Origin of the sequence: Brevundimonas sp. GW460-12-10-14-LB2, from assembly GCF_001636925.1 — a bacterium.
Classification (GTDB): domain Bacteria; phylum Pseudomonadota; class Alphaproteobacteria; order Caulobacterales; family Caulobacteraceae; genus Brevundimonas; species Brevundimonas vesicularis.
In genome coordinates this window covers 2,005,982-2,024,457 of the sequence record NZ_CP015511.1, presented here as the reverse complement: position 1 = coordinate 2,024,457, position 18,476 = coordinate 2,005,982, and the positions used below count along the sequence as shown (strand labels likewise).

Genomic DNA, 18,476 nt, shown 5'->3' with positions numbered 1-18,476 from the left:
TATAGGCTGCGCCCGCATTCCAGTGCGGAGAGACGGTTTTGGCGAACGTAGCGGTGGTCGGCGCCCAGTGGGGCGACGAGGGCAAGGGCAAGATCGTGGACTGGCTGTCCAACCGCGCCGACATGGTCGTGCGGTTCCAGGGCGGTCACAATGCGGGCCATACGCTGGTCGTTGACGGCAAGGTCTACAAGCTGGCGCTGCTGCCCAGCGGCGTTGTGCAGGGCAAGCCGTCGATCATCGGCAACGGCGTGGTCGTCGATCCCTGGCATCTGGTCGGCGAGATCGAGAAGATCGCCGCCCAGGGCGTGGCGATCAGCCCTGAGATCCTGACCATTGCGGACAACGCCTGTCTGATCCTGCCCATCCACCCGGCGCTGGACGTCGCGCGCGAGGCGGCGGCGAGCGCGCCGGGCGCCAAGATCGGCACGACCGGCCGCGGCATCGGCCCGGCCTATGAAGACAAGGTGGGGCGTCGCGCCATTCGAGTCTGCGATCTGGCCAATGAAGACGATCTGAAGGTCAAGATCGACCGGCTGCGCTCGCACCACGATCCGCTGCGCGCCGGTCTGGGGCTGGAGCCGATCGATCCCGATGCGCTGCTGGCCTCTCTGTTGGAGATCGCGCCGAAGATCCTGCCCTATGTGAAACCGGCCTGGCGCGTGCTGGACCAGGCGCAGAAGGACGGCAAGCGCGTCCTGTTTGAAGGGGCGCAGGGCGCCTTCCTGGACGTGGATCACGGCACCTATCCCTATGTCACCAGCTCCAACACCGTAGCCGGGCAGGCGGCGGCGGGTTCAGGCATCGGGCCGCGCGGCGTCGGTTATGTGCTGGGCATCGTGAAGGCCTATACCACGCGCGTCGGAGAGGGCCCTTTCGCCTGCGAACTGAATGATGAGGTCGGCGCGCATCTGGCGACCGTGGGCCGCGAGGTCGGGGTGAACACCGGCCGCGCGCGCCGCTGCGGCTGGTTCGACGCCGTGTTGGTGCGCCAGTCGGTGGCGATCAACGGCATCGACGGGATCGCCCTGACCAAGCTGGACGTGCTGGATGGGTTGAAGACGCTAAAGATCTGCGTCGGCTACAAGGTCGATGGCGAGGTGCTGGACTATCTGCCCTCAAGCCTGAAGGCCCAGGGCGCGGCCGAGCCGGTGTTCGAAGAGCTGGAAGGTTGGAGCGAAAGCACCGCCGGCGTCCGCAGCTTCAAGGACATCAACGCCAACGCTATCAAATATGTGCGCCGGATCGAGGAGTTGATCGGCGCCCCAGTGGCCCTGCTGTCGACCAGCCCAGAGCGCGACGACACCATTCTGATGCGCGATCCGTTCCAGGGCTGAGGTCTTGGAAGGGGGCGGCGTGAGGCGGCGGACTACGCAGAAAGACCTATTCAACAGGTCTTAACCCGTGGTCGGTAAGGATAACGGCTCCAACTTCGGAGTCTGATGTGTTCGCCGCAAACGCCAGAACCATAAGCCGCATGGAGCCTGCGCTTCGTCGGGTGGTCATCGTGGACGCCAATCTGTCGTCAGCGCGACTGCTGACGGACATCGTGAAGGGCATGGGTGCGCGCGAGGTCTATTCCGAAGGCGACGAGGAGCGGGCGCTAGAGTTGCTGCGCGACGTCGAGCCGGGCGTGATCTTCACGGAGCGGTCTGGAGACAGGCTGAACGGCGAGACGCTGGCGCGGCGCATTCGGCGCTCCAGCATGTCGTGCCGCATGTCGCCGATCATCATGGTGACGGGCGAGGCAACCGCCGCGGCGATCAAGGGCGCGCGCGACGCCGGCATCCACGAGTTCTTGAGAAAGCCGTTCACGACAGGCGACCTGTTCAAGCGGGTCGAGAATGTGACGTTGAAGCCGCGACCCTGGATCGAGGCCGTCGGGTATGTCGGGCCGGATCGTCGCCGGTTCAACTCAGGTGAATATTCAGGCGCCCGCAAGCGCCGCAGCGATGGCGCGGCCGGAGGCGGCCCTGCAGAAATCCGCGATCAGGCGTCGCGAATCCTGGTTTCGGCCATGTCGCAGTTCGAGCAGGATCCGTCGCAGGCGACGCGCGCCATTCGCCAACAGGCCGAGACGCTGAACGGTCTGGCCATCAAGACGGCGGACGCGCGACTGGCGATGGCTGTGGCGACATTGCAGGCCTATGTGGCCAGCGGTCAGGTGACGAAGGCGGGACTGGCCCAGCCGATCGGCACGGTGGTGACGGCTGCGAGAGCGGCCAATGAAGCGGCGCAGGTGGCGCGCGCGTCTTGACGATAGACTGTCCGCCGCGCCGTTGAAGGCGCAGCGGACCGAGTAGCTCAGGCGTCGACCAGGTTCCGCTCTTCGGCGGCGGCGCGCATGGCCTTTTGCAGCTTCTCGAAGGCGCGGACCTCGATCTGGCGCACGCGCTCGCGCGAGACGCCATACTGGCCGGCGAGTTCTTCCAGCGTGACCGGATCGTCCTTGAGGCGACGTTCCGTGAGGATGTGCTTCTCACGGTCGGTCAGCTCTTCCATGGCCTCTTGCAGGAGGCTCATGCGGATGCCCTTTTCCTCGTCGTCGGCGAGCTGGGTTTCCTGAGACACGGCCGTGTCATCGGCCAGCCAGTCCTGCCACTCGCTTTCGCCGTCAGCGCGCAGAGGCGCGTTCAGCGAGGCGTCGCCGCCGAGACGGCGGTTCATGTTGGTGACCTCTTCCTCCGTCACGCCCAGTTTGGTGGCGATGGCGGCGAGGTGTTCAGGATGCAGATCGCCTTCCTCGAAGGCCGAGATCTGGCTCTTGGCTTTGCGCAGGTTGAAGAACAGCTTCTTCTGCGCCGCGGTGGTGCCCATCTTTACGAGCGACCAGCTGCGCAGGATGTATTCCTGGATCGAGGCGCGGATCCACCACATGGCGTAGGTCGCCAGGCGGAAGCCCTTGTCGGCGTCGAATTTCTTTACGGCCTGCATCAGGCCGACGTTGCCCTCGGAAATCACTTCGCCGATCGGCAGGCCATAGCCGCGATACCCCATGGCGATCTTTGCCACCAGACGAAGGTGCGAGGTGACGAGACGGTGGGCGGCTTCGGGGTCCTGGTGCTCAGACCAACGCTTGGCGAGCATGAACTCCTCATCCTTGGTCAGCATCGGAAATTTGCGGATTTCCGTCAGATAGCGCGACAGGCCTTGTTCAGGCGACATCACCGCGAGCGTACTATTGGCAGCCATATACAGGTCCCTCCGACCGTCTTGAACGAGCGGGCTCTTCGTCATCGGCCACGGTGTGTGCGCCGACGTCTCACCCCTCAACCGGTGAAGTAGCGATGGGTTGCCGCCATTTTTAGAGGCGGATCGTCACACGAAAGCGTGACCGTGGCCCTGGCGCCACTCGCGCCGATCGACGTCCTATATAGAACTTTGTCAGTTGCTATTCAAGACCTGCCTACACGGGCGGCTGTTCAGAGTTCGGCGAGCCGTGTTTCGAGACGCTGCATGTCGTACGGCGGCGCGGTCTCGAAGCGAAGCACCTCGCCCGTGACAGGATGGACAAAGCCCAGGACGGCGGCGTGGAGGGCCTGACGCTCGAGGGCCGCTTCTGCGATGGCGGTGCGAACGGGAATGGCTGGACTGCCTGAGCCATAGGTCGCGTCGCCAAGGATGGGCGCGCCTTTGGACGACAGGTGGACGCGGATCTGATGGGTGCGGCCGGTGTGCAGGGTGCAGGCGACACGCGCAGCCATGGGTGCGCCGCCAGCTTTTGCGGGCTGCCCGAAGGTCGCTTGGACGACATAGTCGGTGATGGCCTCGCGACCGCCGGCCTTGAGGACCGCCATCTTCTTGCGGTCGCCGGTGGAGCGCCCGATGCGGGTGTGGATACGGCCGGTCGCGGGCGACGGCGCGCCGCGTGTCAGGGCGATGTAGGTGCGCTCGATGTCGTGCGCAGCGAACAGGGCGGAGAGGCCGGCGTGGGCGCGGTCGGTCTTGGCGGCGACCATGACGCCGGAGGTGTCCTTGTCCAGCCGGTGAACGATTCCGGGGCGGGCGACGCCGCCGATGCCCGAGAGGCTGTCGCCGCAATGGGCCAGCAGCGCATTGACCAGGGTGCCGTCGGGCGTGCCGGGCGCGGGGTGGGCGGCCATGCCCGCAGGCTTGTCGATGACGATAAGGTCGGCGTCCTCGTAGAGAACGGTCAGGGGAATGGCCTGGGGCTGGGGCGTGGCCGGCGCGACGGGCGGCAGGGCGACGGCATAGAGGCCGGGCTGGGCCTTGGCGGAACCGCCGGTCAGGACCGCGCCATCGCGGCTGACAGCGCCCTCGGCCAGCAGGGCCTGGAGCCGGGCGCGCGACAGGGTAGGGAAGGCGCCGGCCAGGGCCTTGTCCAAGCGAGCGCCGGCCGCGTCGATGCGGGCCTCCAGCACCTCGGCGGGGGCGCCGGTCGCGGGGTCTTCGTCGTCATCGATCAGATCTTGGGCGGACACGTCGTCTCCCTAGCACGACCGGCCGCTTGCGCGAGGGGTGCGGGTGAGGCGATAGTCAAGCTTGGGGGCGTTGGGGACATCCGATGAAGCGGTTGATGATCGCCGGGGGCGCGTTCGCCGCGGCGGCGCTGCTGAGCAGCTGCACCACCATGAGCAAGGACGAATGCCTCGCCGGGGCCTGGGGCGAGAAGGGCTATGCGGACGGGGCGTCGGGCTATCCGATGACGCGACTGGACGACCACGCCAAGGCCTGCGCCAAGTTTCAGATCGCAGCCAATCCGGCCGCCTATGGCTCGGCGCGTGAGGATGGCTTGCGGACCTACTGCACCTTCCAGCGCGGCTGGGAGGAAGGGCGGGCGGGCAATGCCTATTATGGCGTCTGTCGGCCCGAGGAGGAGCAGGCGTTTCTGCCGGCCTATCGTGACGGCCGAATGCTGCATGAGGTCGAGGACACGCACGAAACGGCGGAAAGCGCCTTGAACAGCGCTGAGGCCCGGATCGAGAACCGCGAAGACAAGCTGGAGGCCAAGGAGCGAGAACTGCGCGGGGAGGGCCTGACGGACGAAGAGCGGGAGCGTATTCGTGACCGCATTCAAGAGGTCAGAGGCGAAATCCAGGATGCGCGTCGCAATGCCCGAGAGGCACGCGACGCGCTGGATCAGGCGGAATGGGACGTTCGCCGGGTGCGGCGCGAACTGAGCGGCCGCTACCCGGTCTAGACGACGGTCCTAGGCGGCCTTGACGGATGCGCCGCGGAAGGACGGATCGAGGTCGCCCGAGGCGTAGCGCTTCGCCATCTGGGCGGTGGAAAGCGGGCGGATCTTGGAGGCCTGACCCTCGCAGCCGAACTGCTGGTAGCGCTCCATGCAGAGCTTCTTCATCGCCTCCTTGGCGGGCTTCAGATAGTAGCGCGGGTCGAACTCGCCCGGCTTCTCCATCAGGGCCTTACGGATGGCGCCGGTGATGGCCATGCGGTTGTCGGTGTCGATGTTGACCTTGCGCACGCCGTGCTTGATGCCGCGCTGGATCTCCTCGACCGGCACGCCCCAGGTCTGGGGCATTTCGCCGCCGTACTGATTGATGATGTCCTGCAGATCCTGCGGCACCGACGACGAGCCGTGCATCACCAGGTGGGTGTTGGGCAGGCGGCGGTGGATTTCCTCGATCACGTTCATGGCCAGGACTTCACCGTCCGGCTGGCGCGTGAACTTGTAGGCGCCGTGGCTGGTGCCCATGGCGATGGCGAGGGCGTCGACCTTGGTGGCCGCGACGAAGTCGACGGCCTGATCCGGGTCGGTCAACAGTTGCGAATGGTCCAGCTTGCCCTCGAAGCCGTGGCCGTCCTCAGCCTCGCCCATGCCGGTTTCCAGCGAACCCAGCACGCCCAGTTCGCCCTCGACCGAGACGCCGCAGGCGTGGGCCATTTCGGTGACGCGACGGGTGACGTCGACGTTGTATTCGTAGGAGGCGGGCGTCTTGGCGTCCTCCTCCAGCGAACCGTCCATCATCACGCTGGTGAAGCCGTATTGGATGGCGGTGGCGCAGGTCGCCGGGCCGTTGCCGTGATCCTGGTGCATACAGACCGGGATGTGCGGATAGAGCTCGGCCAGGGCGTCGATCAGCTTGGCTAGAACGATGTCGTTGGCGTAGTTCCGGGCGCCGCGCGAGGCCTGTATGATGACGGGGGCGTTGACCTCGTGAGCCGCCTCCATGATCGCCAGACCCTGTTCCATATTGTTGATGTTGTAGGCGGGCAGGCCGTAATCGTTCTCTGCCGCGTGGTCGAGCAGCTGTCGCAGCGTGATGCGCGCCATTGGGTAGTCTCCTGAGCCGAATAGTCTTTTTGGTTGGGCGAGAGATTAGACGCCGGACAGCCCGAAGTCACGCCGTGTTACAGTCGTTTCACCGCCGATTTCGAAGACAGGATGCAGGCGTGATCCGCCTGCATCGCTGAGCCTTCAGGCGCGCAGGGCTTCGACCCCGGGCAGGGGTTTGCCCTCCATCCATTCCAGGAAGGCGCCGCCGGCCGTGGAGACGAAGGTCAGGTCTGCGCTGACGCCGGCATGGCCGACGGCCGCGACCGTGTCGCCGCCGCCCGCCACGGCGATCAGGGCGCCCGCCTTGGTGCGCTCGGCGACGTGCTTGGCGGCCGCGACCGTGGCGGCGTCGAAGGGCGGGACCTCGAACACGCCCAGCGGGCCGTTCCAGATCAGGGTCCTGGAGCCGTCGATGGCGGCGTTCAGGCGAGCGACGGTGTCGGGGCCTGCGTCCAGGATCTTGTCTTCAGTCGAGAGGGCTTCGCCTGTCTTGACGGTGCGGGCGGCGGCGCCGGGCTTGACCTCGGTCGCCACGACGACATCGACGGGCAGCAGGATGTCGCAGCCCTTCGCCTCGGCTTCCGCCAGGATTTCGCGCGCCGTGTCCGCCATATCCTTTTCGGCCAGTGAACCGCCGATATCGACGCCTTGGGCATAAAGGAAGGTGTTGGCCATGCCGCCGCCGATGGCGAGCGTATCCAGCTTGCCGACCAAGTTCTTCAGCAGGTCCAGCTTGGTCGAGACCTTGGAGCCGCCGACGATGCCGACGACCGGCTTTTGCGGATTGCCGAGCGCCGCGTCGAGCGCATCGAGTTCGCGGCGCATGGATTCGCCGGCATAGGCCGGGATGTGGTGGGCGACGCCTTCGGTCGAGGCGTGGGCGCGATGGGCGGCCGAGAAGGCGTCGTTGACGTAGAGGTCGCCGAGATCCGCCAACTTCTGGGCGAAGACCGGATCATTGGCCTCTTCCGCCGCGTGGAAGCGTACGTTTTCCAGAAGAACCACGCCGCCAGCGTCCAGATCGCGAATGGCCTCCACGGCGTCAGGGCCGATGCAGTCGTCGGCGAAGCGGACGGGGGCGCCGAGCAGCGCTTCCAGCGGCTGGACGACGGGTTTCAGGCTCATCGACGGAACGCGCTGGCCCTTGGGGCGGTCGAAGTGAGCCAGCAGGGCGACCTTGGCGCCGGCATCGCGTAGGCGCTGGATTGTCGGCAGGGCGACTCGCAGACGGGTGTCGTCCGTGACCTTGCCGCCCTCCATCGGGACGTTGAAGTCCACGCGGACCAGAGCCGTCTTGCCGGCGAGGTCGTAAGCGTCGTCTAGGGTGCGGAAGGTCATGATCGTTTCCCTGTGTCCTCCCTGTCGCAAAGCGATGGGGAGGTGGCGCGGCGCGCTTGCGCCGTGACGGAGGGGCTTTGGCCCCGAGTTCGGTGCGGTGGAAAGAGCCCCTCCACCACTTCGTGGTCCGCCTCCCCACGGTGTGGGGAGGAGACTTTTGCGATCTTACAGGAACTTCGCCATCTGCAGGGCGGTGTCGCTCATGCGCGTCGCGAAGCCCCACTCGTTATCATACCAGCTCAACACGCGGGCCAGCTTGCCGTCGACGACCTGGGTCTGGGGCAAAGCGGCGGTGGAGGAGGCGGCGATGTGGTTCAGGTCGTGCGAGACCAGCGGGTCGGTCGTCGTGAACAGGACGCCCTTCATCGGACCGTCGGCGGCGGCTTGAAGCGCGGCGTTGATCTCTTCGACCGTGACCTCGCGACCGGCGACGACCTTCAGATCGACGACCGAGACGTTGGGGGTCGGGACGCGGATCGAAGAGCCATCCAGCTTGCCCTTCAGCTCCGGCAGGACCAGGCCCAGGGCCTTGGCGGCGCCGGTCGAGGTCGGGATCATGGACAGGGCCGCGGCGCGGGCGCGGTACAGGTCCTTGTGCATCGTATCCAGCGTCGGCTGGTCGCCGGTGTAGGAGTGGATGGTGGTCATATAGCCCCGCTCGATGCCGAACAGGTCGTTCAGCACCTTGGCGATGGGGGCCAGGGCGTTGGTGGTGCAAGAGCCGTTCGACACGACGATGTCTTCGGCGGTCAGGGTCTCGTGGTTGACCTTGTAGACGATGGTCTTGTCAGCGTTGTCGGCGGGCGCCGAGACCAGGACGCGCTTGGCGCCGGCCTTCAGGTGGGCCGAGGCCTTGTCCTTGGAGGTGAAGATGCCGGTGCATTCGAAGGCGATGTCCACCTTCAGTTCGGCGTGCGGCAGATTGGCGGGATCGCGCTCGGCCGTGACCTTGATCTTGCCGGTGCCGACGTCGATCCAATCCTCGCCCGAGGTCACTGTGCCGGGGAAGCGTCCGTGGACCGAATCGTAGCGGAACAGGTGGGCGTTGGTCTCGACCGGACCCAAGTCGTTGATCGCCACCACCTCGATGTCCGTGCGGCCATGCTCGATGATCGAGCGAAGGACGAGACGGCCAATGCGGCCGAAACCATTGATGGCGACGCGAACGGTCATGGAGAGCTCCTGTGATCGGTATGACGAGCGTTATATAGCTGCGCGTCTCAATGGAGCGGTCGTGGACGGGTTTCAACCCCGCGCGCGTAACATGATGTGATGGACGGTTACGCTTCGAAAATCGCTCGTGCCAGCTTCGGGTAAGAAACACCCCGGACGCAGTCATTTTCGACCTGTCACGCAAAATTATTGCGACAGGGGTTGTGCGGCTCTGGCGGCTATGGTTTCTTGGCGTCAGAACAGGGAGCCGCCCGTGGCCACGATGACGCGCGACATGACGAAGGGACGCACCGCCAAGGCGGTCGCAGCCGTTCGCGCGCCTGTCGGCCTGGAAAGCCCCGTATTCCTGATTACGCTCGTACTTCTCGGCCTGCTTACGCAAGCGGCGTGGATGCACGCGACCTGACCTAGACACACTCAGGATCGCCTCGCACCACCCCGCCTCCGAAAGGAAGCGGGGTTTTTAGTGCGCGGCGGTTCGAAACGAACCGGACCGATGGCGCAAAATTCTACCTCCCAGCCCAGAAAGCCCAACGCGCGCAGCGCGGCGGTGACGGCTGGCCCGAACCGGGCCGCTGCCCGCTCGTATTTGCGCGCCGCTGGCATGCAGGACGCCGACTTCGACAAGCCGATGATCGGCATCGTCAACACCTGGTCGACGGTCACGCCGTGCAATATGCACCTGGACCGCCTGGCCAAGGACGTGCGCGCCGGCATCATCGCGGCTGGCGGCTATCCGGTCGATTTCAACACCATCGTCGTCACCGACGGCATCTCGATGGGCACGGCGGGCATGAAGGCCTCGCTGATCAGCCGCGAGGTCGTCGCCGACTCCATCGAGCTGGCCATCGAAGGCCACCAGCTGGACGGCGTGGTCTGCATCGTCGGCTGCGACAAGACGATCCCGGCGGCGGCCATGGCCCTGGCGCGGATGGATATCCCCGGCCTGGTCTATTACGGCGGCACCATCATGCCCGGCGTGATCGGGACTAAGGAGGTCTCGGTCCAGGAAGTGTTCGAGGCCATCGGCGCCCATTCGGCCGGCACCCTGGACGATGCGGGCCTGAAGGCGGTCGAGCAGGCCGTCTGCCCCGGCGCCGGGGCCTGCGGCGGTCAGTTCACGGCCAACACCATGGCCATGGCCCTGTCGGTCATGGGCATCTCGCCCATGGGCGCCAACGACGTGCCGGCCGTCGATCCGACCAAGACCGCCGAGGGCGAACGCTGCGGTCGGCTGATCGTCGAACGCGTCTTCTCCGGCGACACAGCCCGCAAATACATCACCCGCGCCAGCCTGAAGAACGCCGCCGTCGCCGTCTCGGCCTCGGGCGGGTCGACCAACGCCGTCATGCACCTGACGGCGATCGCGGCGGAGGCCGGCGTCGAATTCGGCGTCGAGGACTGCCATCAGGCCTGCGTCGAGGCGCCGGTCATCTGCGATCTGAAGCCGGGCGGCCGCTTCCTGGCCTCGCACCTGTTCGCCGCCGGCGGCACCCGTCTGGTCACCCAGCGGATGGCCGAGGCGGGCAAGATCGTGAACACCCCCACCGTCAGCGGCCGCAGCCTGTTCGCCGAGGCGGCCGAGGCCGAGGAGACGCCGGGTCAGGTCGTAGTGACGACGTTTGACGCCCCCGTCATGGCGCGCGGCAGCTACGCCGTCATCTACGGCGACGTCGCCCCGGAAGGCGCGGTCATCAAGCTGACGGGCCACAAGGTCGACACGTTCGAAGGTCCGGCCTGCGTCTTCGACTCGGAAGAAGACGCCTTCCACGCCGTTCAGGACGGATCGGTCGGCGAGGGCGACGTGATCATCATCCGCTACGAAGGGCCAAAGGGCGGTCCGGGCATGCGCGAGATGCTGCAGGTCACCGCCGCCCTGAAGGGCCGCAAGATCGACAATGTCGCCCTGCTGACCGACGGCCGTTTCTCTGGCGCCAGCTACGGCTTCGTCGCCGGGCACGTCTCGCCGGAAGCCGCCGTGGGCGGCCCAATCGCCCTCATTCGCGATGGTGACCGCATCACCATCGACGTCACCAACCGCCGCATCGACGTCAATGTCGATCTGGCGACGCGCCGGGCGGGCTTTACGCCCCACGTAGTCCGCCCGGCGCGAGGTGTCTTCGCCAAGTACCGCGCCTCGGTCGCCTCGGCCGCCCAGGGCGCTGTCACCATCCCCAACCCGCCGCCGGCCCAAGTCCCGGCAAGCCACAAAACCAACGCTGCTCAGGACGCCTGACCCATGGCTATCACCATCTACACCAACGAAGACATCAAGCCGGGCGCCATCGCCGGTCAGCGCATCGCCATCATCGGCTATGGCTCGCAAGGTCGCGCTCACGCCCAGAACCTGAAAGACAGCGGCCACGACGTGGTCGCAGGCGTCCGTCACGGCGGCACAGGCTGGAAACACGCCACCGCCGACGGCGTGCCGACCGCAGAGCCGGCCGAGGCCGTCAAGGGCGCCGACATCATCGCCATCCTGACGCCCGACATGGTTCAGGGCGACGTCTATCGCGACATCATTGAGCCGAACGCCAAGGAGGGCTCGGCCCTGCTGTTCGCCCACGGCTTCTCGATCATCTACGAGCGCATCACCCCGCGCGAGGACATGGACGTGATCCTGGTCGCGCCGAAGGGACCGGGCGATCTGGTCCGTCGCGAGTTCCAGCGCGGTCGCGGCGTGCCCAGCCTGTTCGCCGTCGAGAAGGACGTCACAGGCAAGGCCCGCGACCGGGCCATGGGTTACGCCAAGGGCAACGGCGGCGCGACCGGCGGCCTGCTGGAAACCACCTTCCGCGAGGAGACCGAGACCGATCTGTTCGGCGAACAGGCCGTCCTGTGCGGCGGCGCCAAGGAGTTGGTCATCCAGGGCTTCAACACCCTGGTCGAGGCCGGCTACCAGCCCGAGATCGCCTATTTCGAGTGCCTGCATGAGCTGAAGCTGATCGTGGACCTGTTCTACGAAGGCGGCATTTCGAAGATGCACCACTTCATCTCCGAGACGGCCAAATACGGCGCCGTCGCCAGCGGCCCCCGCGTGGTCAACGAAGAGACCAAGGCTCGCATGAAGACCATTCTGGACGAGATCCAGGACGGCACCTTCGCGCGCAACTGGATCGCCGAGAACGAGGCCGGCAAGCCGCAGTACGAGGCCTGGCTGAAGGCGGACCGCGAGAGCCATATCGAACAGGTCGGCGCTCGTCTGCGCGAACGCATGGCCTGGCTGAACACGCCCAAGGCCGAAGCGGCCTGATCGCCGCCAGAAAGACCGGATGACCCTGATGACCGCCGCCGCCTTCAAACCCTCAGCCGAGGCCGCCCCCCAGTCGGGCGCGCGTCTCCTGGTCTCCACCCTGGAGCGGCTGGGGGTGGAGGTGGTGTTCGGCTATCCGGGCGGCGCCATCATGCCGGTCTATGACGCCCTGGCCGGCTCGAAGCTGAAGCACATTCTGGTCCGCCATGAGCAGGGCGCGGCCTTCTCGGCCGATGCCTATGCCAGGAAGAGTGGCAAGGTCGGCGTCTGCATGGCGACGTCCGGCCCCGGCGCCACCAATCTGGTCACCGGCATCGCCAATGCGATGATGGATTCGGTGCCGATCGTCTGCATAACCGGCAATGTCGCCCAAGGCCTGATGGGCACCGACGCCTTTCAGGAGATCGATATCCTGGGCGTCACCCTGCCGATCGTGAAACATTCGATCCTGGTCCGCTCGGCCGCCGAGGTTCCCGCCGCGATCGAGGAAGCCTTCCATATCGCTCGCTCGGGCCGCCCCGGTCCGGTTCTGGTCGACTTGCCCAAGGATGTGCAGTTCGAGACGACCGGCGACGACTACGGTTTCTCCATTCCCAACGAGACGCCGCGCGTCGATCACGACGCCATCGCCGCCGCCGAGGCCGCGATCCGGGCTGCGAAGAAGCCGCTGGTCTATATCGGAGGCGGGGTGAAGATCGGCGGGGCGACCCAGGCCCTGCGCGCCTTCGTCGCCGCGACCGGCATTCCCCAGGTCTCGACCCTGAACGCCCTGGGCACGATCCCGACCGATGCGCCCGGCATGCTGGGCATGCTGGGCATGCACGGCACGCGCGCCGCCAACCATGCGGTGCAGGACAGCGATCTGCTGGTCGTCGTCGGCGCCCGATTCGACGACCGCGCGACCGGCAAGCTGGCCGAGTTCGCGCCCAATGCCCGCATCGTCCATTTCGACATCGACGCCTCGGAAGTCGGCAAGCTGCGCCGCGCCAATGTCGCCGTCGTCGGCGAGCTGCGCGAAGGCGTTGAGGCGCTGACCGCGCGCATGCGATCGGGCGCGGCGCTGGACATCCAGGCCTGGGCCGACGACTGCGCTGGTGCGGCCAAAGCTGGCGCTCACCGCTATGACGCGCCGGGCGAGGGGGTCTATGCGCCCGCCCTGCTGAAGGAAATCTCGGAAGCGGCGGGCGATGATTTCGTCGCCGCCTGCGACGTGGGCCAGCATCAGATGTGGGCGGCCATGCACTGCCGCTTCGCCAAGCCGGAAGCTCACATCACCTCGGGCGGTCTGGGCGCGATGGGCTTTGGCCTGCCCGCCGGCATCGGGGCCAAGCTGGCCGATCCGTCCGCGACGGTCGTCACCATCGCCGGCGACGGCGGCTTCATGATGAACATCCAAGAGCTGGCGACGCTGAAGCGTTACGGCATCCCGCTGAAGATCGTGCTGATCGACAACTCCTCACTGGGCCTGGTGCGCCAGTGGCAGGAGCTGTTCTTCGCCGAGAACTATTCCGAGATCGATCTGTCCGACAATCCGGACTTCGTGAAGGTCGCCGAAGCTTTCGGCATCGAGGCCTTCCGCATCGATCGCCGCGATCAGGTGTCCGACGGCATCCAGCGCCTGCTGGCCGCCGACGGTCCCTGCCTGGCCCATGTGGTCATCGACCCCCGAGACAATGTCTGGCCGCTGGTTCCGCCGGGCAAGAGCAATGCTGAAATGATGGAGGGATCTTGAGATGAGCAACACGATCCACATCCAGATCGACCGTGCGGACGGTTCGCTTCAGCGTCTCATCGGGCTGGTGGAGCGCCGCGGCTTCCACATCGACGGTATGGCCTTGGCTGATGAGGGCGCCTTCCGTCGCATCGCCCTGACTGTGCGCGGCCGCGACGCCGGCCGCTGCATGGACAACCTGGGTCGCCAGATCGACCGGCTGTTCGGCGTGCGCCGCATCAGCAACGACATGATTCGATCCGAGGCCGCGTGATGATTACCCCCGAAAGCGTACGAGTATCGGGCGTATCCCGCACCGAGGAGATCGCCGCCGACCCCAACCGCGTCATCGTCTTCGACACGACGATGCGGGACGGGGAACAGGCTCCGGGCTTCTCGATGAGCGCCCAGGCCAAGGTGAAGATGGCCCAGGTTCTGCGGGACCTGGGCGTCGACGTTATCGAGGCCGGCTTCGCCGCCGCTTCGCCCGGCGACGAGGACTGCATCCGCCGCGTGGCCGGCGAGGTCGAGGGACCGGTTTTCTGCTCCCTGTCGCGCGCCAACGAGAAGGATATCGACGCCACCTTCCGCGCCCTGGCGCCGGCGCCGAAGTCGCACCGTCGGTGCCACACCTTCATCGGCACCAGCCCGATCCACCGCTCGGCCAAGCTGAAGATGTCCACCAATGAGGTGCTGTCGACGGCCGTGCGGTCGGTGGAATACGCCCGCAGCCTGTTCGACGACGTGGAGTTCTCGGCCGAGGACGCCTTCCGCACCGAGCCGGAGTTTCTGGCCGATGTGCTGGAAGCCGCGGCCGACGCGGGCGCCCGGACCCTGAACGTGCCCGACACCGTCGGCTATGCGACCCCGCAAGAGGTGCGCGAGCGGTTTGCCGCCTTGGCCGCGCGCATCAAGAGGCGCCATCCGCACGTGATATTTTCGGCCCACTGCCACGACGACCTGGGCATGGCGGTCGCCAACTCCCTGGCCGCCGTCGAGGGCGGCGCGCGTCAGATCGAGGGCGCGATCAACGGCATCGGCGAACGGGCCGGCAACTGCTCGATCGAAGAGGTCATCATGGCGCTGAAGGTCCGCGAGGACCGCTATGGCGTCACGACCGGCGCCGACAGCCGTCATCTGGTGCGCGCCTCCAAGATCCTGTGCGAGATCACCGAGACAGTCATCGCCCGAAACAAGTCGGTGGTGGGCATCAACGCCTTCGCCCACGAGGCCGGCATCCACCAGCACGGCATGCTGGCCGACAGCCGCACCTATGAGATCATGCGGCCCCAGGATGTGGGCTTCGAGGGCAGCTGGTTCGTGCTGGGCAAGCATTCGGGCCGTCACGCCATCGCCAAGCGCGCCGAGACCATCGGCCGTCCCATCGAGGGCGAGCGTCTGGCGGCGGTGGTCGCCGGCTTCAAGTCGCGCGCGGACCAGATCGGCGAGATCAACGACGCCGAACTGATCGCCATCATCGACCGCGTCGACGGCGTGTCCGAGGTCGTTGCCCAATATGCCTGATCCCAAGACCCTGTTCGACAAGGTGTGGGACGCCCACGTGGTGCGGTCGGAAACGGCCGACACGCCGGGCGTGCTGTATATCGACCTGCATCTGGTCCACGAAGTCACCAGCCCCCAGGCCTTCAGCGAGATCGAGGCGCGCGGGCTGAAGGTCCGCCGTCCCGACCGGACCTATGCGACCCTGGACCATTCGACACCGACCCTGCCGGCGGGGCTGAACGGTCTGAAACCCTATGTCACCGCCCAGGCCGAGGCTCAGGTGCATACGCTGGAGCGCAACTGCGCCGCCTACGGCGTGCCGCTGGCGGGTTGGGATTCCGATGATCGCGGCGTGGTCCATGTGATGGGGCCGGAACTGGGTCTGACCCAGCCGGGCATGACCGTGGTCTGCGGCGACAGCCATACCGCGACCCACGGCGCATTCGGCGCCCTTGCCTTCGGCATCGGCACGTCCGAGGTCGGCCATGTGCTGGCGACCCAGTGTCTGTTGCAGCGCAAGGCCAAGGCCATGCGGGTGACGGTGGACGGTCAACTGCAGCCGGGCGTGTCGGGCAAGGATGTCGCCCTGGCCGTCATCGCCGCCATCGGCTTCGGCGGCGGCACCGGCTATGTCATCGAATATGCCGGCGAGGCGGTGCGGTCGCTGGACATGGAAGGGCGGATGACCCTGTGCAACATGTCCATAGAAGCCGGGGCGCGGGCTGGCATGATCGCCCCAGACCAGACGACCATTGATTGGCTGCGAGGTCGCAAGCACGTGCCCGCTGACTATGAGGCGGCAGCGGCCGAATGGCTGAAACTGGCGACGGATGCAGGCGCGGTCTTCGACAAGGAAGTGACCATCGACGGCGCGGCCATCCGACCGATGGCGACCTGGGGCACGACGCCGGATGCGGGCGCGCCCATCGGCTCGCCCGTGCCGCAACCGCAGTCGGACTCAGACCGCAAGGCCATCGCCTATATGGGCTTCACGGCCGGGGAGGCGACGACGAGCCAGCCGGTGGATGTGGTCTTCATCGGCTCCTGCACCAACGGGCGCCTGCCCGATCTGCGCGCCGCCGCCGAGGTGCTGCGCGGCCGAAAGGTCAAGCCGGGTCTGCGCATGCTGGTGGTGCCGGGGTCCGAGGCCGTGCGTCGCGACGCCGAGGCTGAAGGCCTGGATCAGGTCTTCATCGCCGCCGGGGCCGAATGGCGTATTCCCGGCTGTTCGATGTGCATCGCCATGAACGGCGATTTCGTCGCGCCGGGCCAACTGGCCGTATCCACATCGAACCGCAATTTCGAAGGCCGCCAAGGCAAGGACGCCCGCACCATCCTGGCCAGTCCAGCGACGGCGGCGGCGACGGCGGTCGCTGGTGTGCTGACCGATCCACGCGTCTTTCTGAAGGAGGTCGAGCATGTCTGAACCCTTCCAGGTGCTGACCTCCAAGACCGTGACCCTGAGTCAGGCCAATATCGACACCGACCAGATCATTCCGGCGCGGTTCCTGACCACGACCACGCGCGAAGGGCTGGGCAAGGCAGCCTTCTATGACTGGCGTTACGAGGACGACGGCTCGGAAAAACCCGAGGCCATTCTGAACCGCATCGATCCGGCTGAGCATCGCATCCTGCTGGCGGGCCGGAACTTCGCCTGCGGTTCGTCGCGCGAACATGCGCCTTGGGCCTTGCTGGACTATGGGTTCCGGGCGGTGATTTCGACCGAAATCGCTGACATTTTTACATCGAATGCGCTGAAAAACGGCCTGCTGCCCATCGTCGTCAGCCAGGCGGTTTGGGACGATCTGGCGTCGCAGCCGGACCAGCCGGTCACGATCGACCTCCAGGCCAATCAGATCCAGCGCGGCAATGCCGAACCCGTGCCGTTCGGGGTCGAATCCTTCGCCCGTCAATGCCTGCTGGACGGGGTGGACACCCTGGGTTGGCTGCAATCAAACATGCCTGAAATCGAAGCCTACGAGCGATCGAAAGAGACCGTAAGATGAGCACCGCCGCCACCAAGACCTACAACATCGTCCTGCTGCCCGGTGACGGCGTCGGACCGGAGGTCACGCGGGCCGCGCGAGACGTCCTGCGGGTCATCGGCGACTTCTATGGTCACCATTTCGAGTTCTCCGAACACCTGATTGGTGGCGCGGCCATCGACGAAACGGGCGAACCCTTGCCTGAGGCGACCCGCGCCGCCTGCGTCGCTTCCGACGCGGTGCTGTTGGGCGCGGTCGGCGGGCCGAAATGGGATGGCGGCAAGGCGCGTCCGGAACAGGGGCTGTTGGCGATCCGCAAGGCGATGGGCCTGTTCGCCAATCTGCGGCCGTTGCAGGTGTCGCCGGTGCTGGCGCATCGCTCGCCGCTGAAGAAGGAGATCGTCGAGGGCGTCGATCTGATCGTCTTCCGCGAACTGACCGGCGGCGTCTATTTCGGTGAGAAGACCCGCACCGCCGATCGCGCCACCGACCTGTGCGAATACACCGTGCCGGAGATCGAGCGGGTGACCCGCGCCGCCTTCCAGACCGCCCAACAGCGTCGCGGTAAGGTGACCTCGGTCGACAAGGCCAATGTCATGGAGACCAGCCGACTGTGGCGCGAGGTCGTGACCCGCATCCATGCTGAGGAATTCCCAGACATCACCCTGGAGCACGCCCTGGTAGACTCCATGGCCATGCACCTGATCCGCAAGCCGCGCGAATACGACGTCATCCTGACCGAAAACATGTTCGGTGACATCCTGTCGGACGAGATTTCTGTGCTGGGCGGCTCCATCGGCCTGTTGCCGTCGGCGTCGCTGGGCGCGGGCGGGCCGGGCCTGTTCGAGCCGATCCACGGCTCGGCGCCGGACATCGCCGGTCAGGATCTGGCCAATCCGGTCGGGACCATCCTGTCGGCGGCCCTGCTGCTGCGTCACAGCCTGAAGCTGGAGGACGAGGCCGATTCCATCGAGGCCGCCGTCGCCGCCGTCCTGGCGGCCGGCGCCGTGACGGCCGACCTGGGCGGCGCGCTGGGCACGCGTGCGGCGACCGAAGCCGTCATCGACGCCATCCGCGCCATCCATTGGGCGGCGGCGCACCGGGTGCAAATGCACTGGGCCTGACGGCTTAAACTGAAGCTGAAAATCCTGCCGCTCAGCTTGGCTTTTTCGGCATAAAGAATCTGGTATCGGGCCGCAGTATCGCAAGATCGTGCGGCCCTATTCTTTTTCTCCATGACCGTTGCAAGAAAGTTGC

The 18,476-nt window shown here is 66.4% G+C and carries 17 protein-coding genes; 12 read left to right on the top strand and 5 right to left on the bottom strand.

The window, feature by feature from the left end:
• Positions 1-38: 38 nt before the first annotated feature.
• Together A4249_RS10075 and A4249_RS10070 are read left to right on the top strand one after the other, a co-directional pair.
• A complete protein-coding gene (locus tag A4249_RS10075; protein WP_066552375.1) occupies positions 39-1,334 on the top strand; it encodes an adenylosuccinate synthase in 1,296 nt (431 codons plus the stop codon).
• Positions 1,335-1,441: 107 nt separating this feature from the next.
• Positions 1,442-2,254, top strand: a complete 813-nt coding sequence (locus A4249_RS10070) for a response regulator (RefSeq protein ID WP_066552373.1) — start codon at positions 1,442-1,444, stop codon at positions 2,252-2,254.
• Between the two features lie 47 nt (positions 2,255-2,301).
• Here A4249_RS10070 and rpoH read toward each other — a convergent pair whose 3' ends face one another.
• Positions 2,302-3,189: an RNA polymerase sigma factor RpoH gene (gene rpoH / locus A4249_RS10065; RefSeq protein WP_026108409.1), complete on the bottom strand. Its 888-nt coding sequence runs from the start codon at positions 3,187-3,189 to the stop codon at positions 2,302-2,304.
• Positions 3,190-3,419: 230 nt separating this feature from the next.
• A complete protein-coding gene (locus A4249_RS10060; protein WP_066552372.1) occupies positions 3,420-4,439 on the bottom strand; it encodes an RluA family pseudouridine synthase in 1,020 nt (339 codons plus the stop codon).
• A gap of 83 nt (positions 4,440-4,522) precedes the next feature.
• Here A4249_RS10060 and A4249_RS10055 point away from each other — a divergent pair, with 83 nt between their 5' ends.
• Entirely contained in the window at positions 4,523-5,158 is a 636-nt protein-coding gene (locus A4249_RS10055) for a DUF2799 domain-containing protein (RefSeq protein ID WP_066552371.1), read from the top strand.
• A gap of 9 nt (positions 5,159-5,167) precedes the next feature.
• Here the strand turns inward: A4249_RS10055 and fba are convergent, their stop codons facing one another.
• The 3 genes from fba to gap form a co-directional block, all read right to left on the bottom strand.
• Positions 5,168-6,253, bottom strand: coding sequence for a class II fructose-bisphosphate aldolase (fba, locus tag A4249_RS10050; protein WP_055803694.1), 1,086 nt, complete (start codon positions 6,251-6,253; stop codon positions 5,168-5,170).
• 144 nt (positions 6,254-6,397) lie between these two features.
• Positions 6,398-7,594 carry a phosphoglycerate kinase gene (locus tag A4249_RS10045; RefSeq protein ID WP_066552370.1) on the bottom strand — a complete coding sequence of 399 codons (1,197 nt, stop codon included), beginning with the start codon at positions 7,592-7,594 and terminating at the stop codon, positions 6,398-6,400.
• A 165-nt stretch (positions 7,595-7,759) separates the two neighbouring features.
• On the bottom strand, positions 7,760-8,767 hold the full coding sequence (gap, locus tag A4249_RS10040; protein WP_066552369.1) for a type I glyceraldehyde-3-phosphate dehydrogenase: 1,008 nt from the start codon (positions 8,765-8,767) through the stop codon (positions 7,760-7,762).
• A gap of 253 nt (positions 8,768-9,020) precedes the next feature.
• Here gap and A4249_RS10035 point away from each other — a divergent pair, with 253 nt between their 5' ends.
• The 9 genes from A4249_RS10035 to leuB all read left to right on the top strand — a co-directional run bounded on the left by A4249_RS10035 (position 9,021) and on the right by leuB (position 18,343).
• Entirely contained in the window at positions 9,021-9,173 is a 153-nt protein-coding gene (locus tag A4249_RS10035) for a hypothetical protein (protein ID WP_156494693.1), read from the top strand.
• Between the two features lie 90 nt (positions 9,174-9,263).
• Complete coding sequence (ilvD, locus tag A4249_RS10030; RefSeq protein WP_082854121.1) at positions 9,264-11,003, top strand: dihydroxy-acid dehydratase; 1,740 nt, start codon at positions 9,264-9,266, stop codon at positions 11,001-11,003.
• Between the two features lie 3 nt (positions 11,004-11,006).
• Positions 11,007-12,020, top strand: a complete 1,014-nt coding sequence (gene ilvC / locus A4249_RS10025; protein WP_066552365.1) for a ketol-acid reductoisomerase — start codon at positions 11,007-11,009, stop codon at positions 12,018-12,020.
• A gap of 19 nt (positions 12,021-12,039) precedes the next feature.
• Positions 12,040-13,752, top strand: a complete 1,713-nt coding sequence (gene ilvG / locus A4249_RS10020) for an acetolactate synthase 2 catalytic subunit (RefSeq protein ID WP_066552364.1) — start codon at positions 12,040-12,042, stop codon at positions 13,750-13,752.
• Between the two features lies 1 nt (position 13,753).
• Positions 13,754-14,005, top strand: coding sequence for an ACT domain-containing protein (locus A4249_RS10015; protein ID WP_066552363.1), 252 nt, complete (start codon positions 13,754-13,756; stop codon positions 14,003-14,005).
• Entirely contained in the window at positions 14,005-15,255 is a 1,251-nt protein-coding gene (locus tag A4249_RS10010) for a 2-isopropylmalate synthase (RefSeq protein ID WP_066552362.1), read from the top strand. The genes A4249_RS10015 and A4249_RS10010 overlap by 1 nt, the downstream gene beginning before the upstream one ends.
• On the top strand, positions 15,248-16,660 hold the full coding sequence (gene leuC / locus A4249_RS10005) for a 3-isopropylmalate dehydratase large subunit (protein ID WP_066552361.1): 1,413 nt from the start codon (positions 15,248-15,250) through the stop codon (positions 16,658-16,660). Before A4249_RS10010 ends, leuC begins: the two co-directional genes overlap by 8 nt.
• A complete protein-coding gene (gene leuD, locus A4249_RS10000; protein WP_017505141.1) occupies positions 16,653-17,240 on the top strand; it encodes a 3-isopropylmalate dehydratase small subunit in 588 nt (195 codons plus the stop codon). Before leuC ends, leuD begins: the two co-directional genes overlap by 8 nt.
• Positions 17,237-18,343 carry a 3-isopropylmalate dehydrogenase gene (gene leuB, locus A4249_RS09995; RefSeq protein WP_066552359.1) on the top strand — a complete coding sequence of 369 codons (1,107 nt, stop codon included), beginning with the start codon at positions 17,237-17,239 and terminating at the stop codon, positions 18,341-18,343. The genes leuD and leuB overlap by 4 nt, the downstream gene beginning before the upstream one ends.
• Positions 18,344-18,476: the final 133 nt, after the last annotated feature.

Excerpts from the sequence above, each read along its gene's own strand:
- rpoH (WP_026108409.1), bottom strand. The coding sequence starts at position 3,189 with ATGGCTGCCAATAGTACGCTCGCGGTGATGTCGCCTGAACAAGGCCTG.
- A4249_RS10055 (WP_066552371.1), top strand. The coding sequence starts at position 4,523 with ATGAAGCGGTTGATGATCGCCGGGGGCGCGTTCGCCGCGGCGGCGCTG.
- fba (WP_055803694.1), bottom strand. The coding sequence starts at position 6,253 with ATGGCGCGCATCACGCTGCGACAGCTGCTCGACCACGCGGCAGAGAAC.
- A4249_RS10045 (WP_066552370.1), bottom strand. The coding sequence starts at position 7,594 with ATGACCTTCCGCACCCTAGACGACGCTTACGACCTCGCCGGCAAGACG.
- gap (WP_066552369.1), bottom strand. The coding sequence starts at position 8,767 with ATGACCGTTCGCGTCGCCATCAATGGTTTCGGCCGCATTGGCCGTCTC.
- ilvD (WP_082854121.1), top strand. The coding sequence starts at position 9,264 with ATGGCGCAAAATTCTACCTCCCAGCCCAGAAAGCCCAACGCGCGCAGC.
- ilvC (WP_066552365.1), top strand. The coding sequence starts at position 11,007 with ATGGCTATCACCATCTACACCAACGAAGACATCAAGCCGGGCGCCATC.
- ilvG (WP_066552364.1), top strand. The coding sequence starts at position 12,040 with ATGACCCTGATGACCGCCGCCGCCTTCAAACCCTCAGCCGAGGCCGCC.
- A4249_RS10015 (WP_066552363.1), top strand. The coding sequence starts at position 13,754 with ATGAGCAACACGATCCACATCCAGATCGACCGTGCGGACGGTTCGCTT.
- A4249_RS10010 (WP_066552362.1), top strand. The coding sequence starts at position 14,005 with ATGATTACCCCCGAAAGCGTACGAGTATCGGGCGTATCCCGCACCGAG.
- leuC (WP_066552361.1), top strand. The coding sequence starts at position 15,248 with ATGCCTGATCCCAAGACCCTGTTCGACAAGGTGTGGGACGCCCACGTG.
- leuD (WP_017505141.1), top strand. The coding sequence starts at position 16,653 with ATGTCTGAACCCTTCCAGGTGCTGACCTCCAAGACCGTGACCCTGAGT.
- leuB (WP_066552359.1), top strand. The coding sequence starts at position 17,237 with ATGAGCACCGCCGCCACCAAGACCTACAACATCGTCCTGCTGCCCGGT.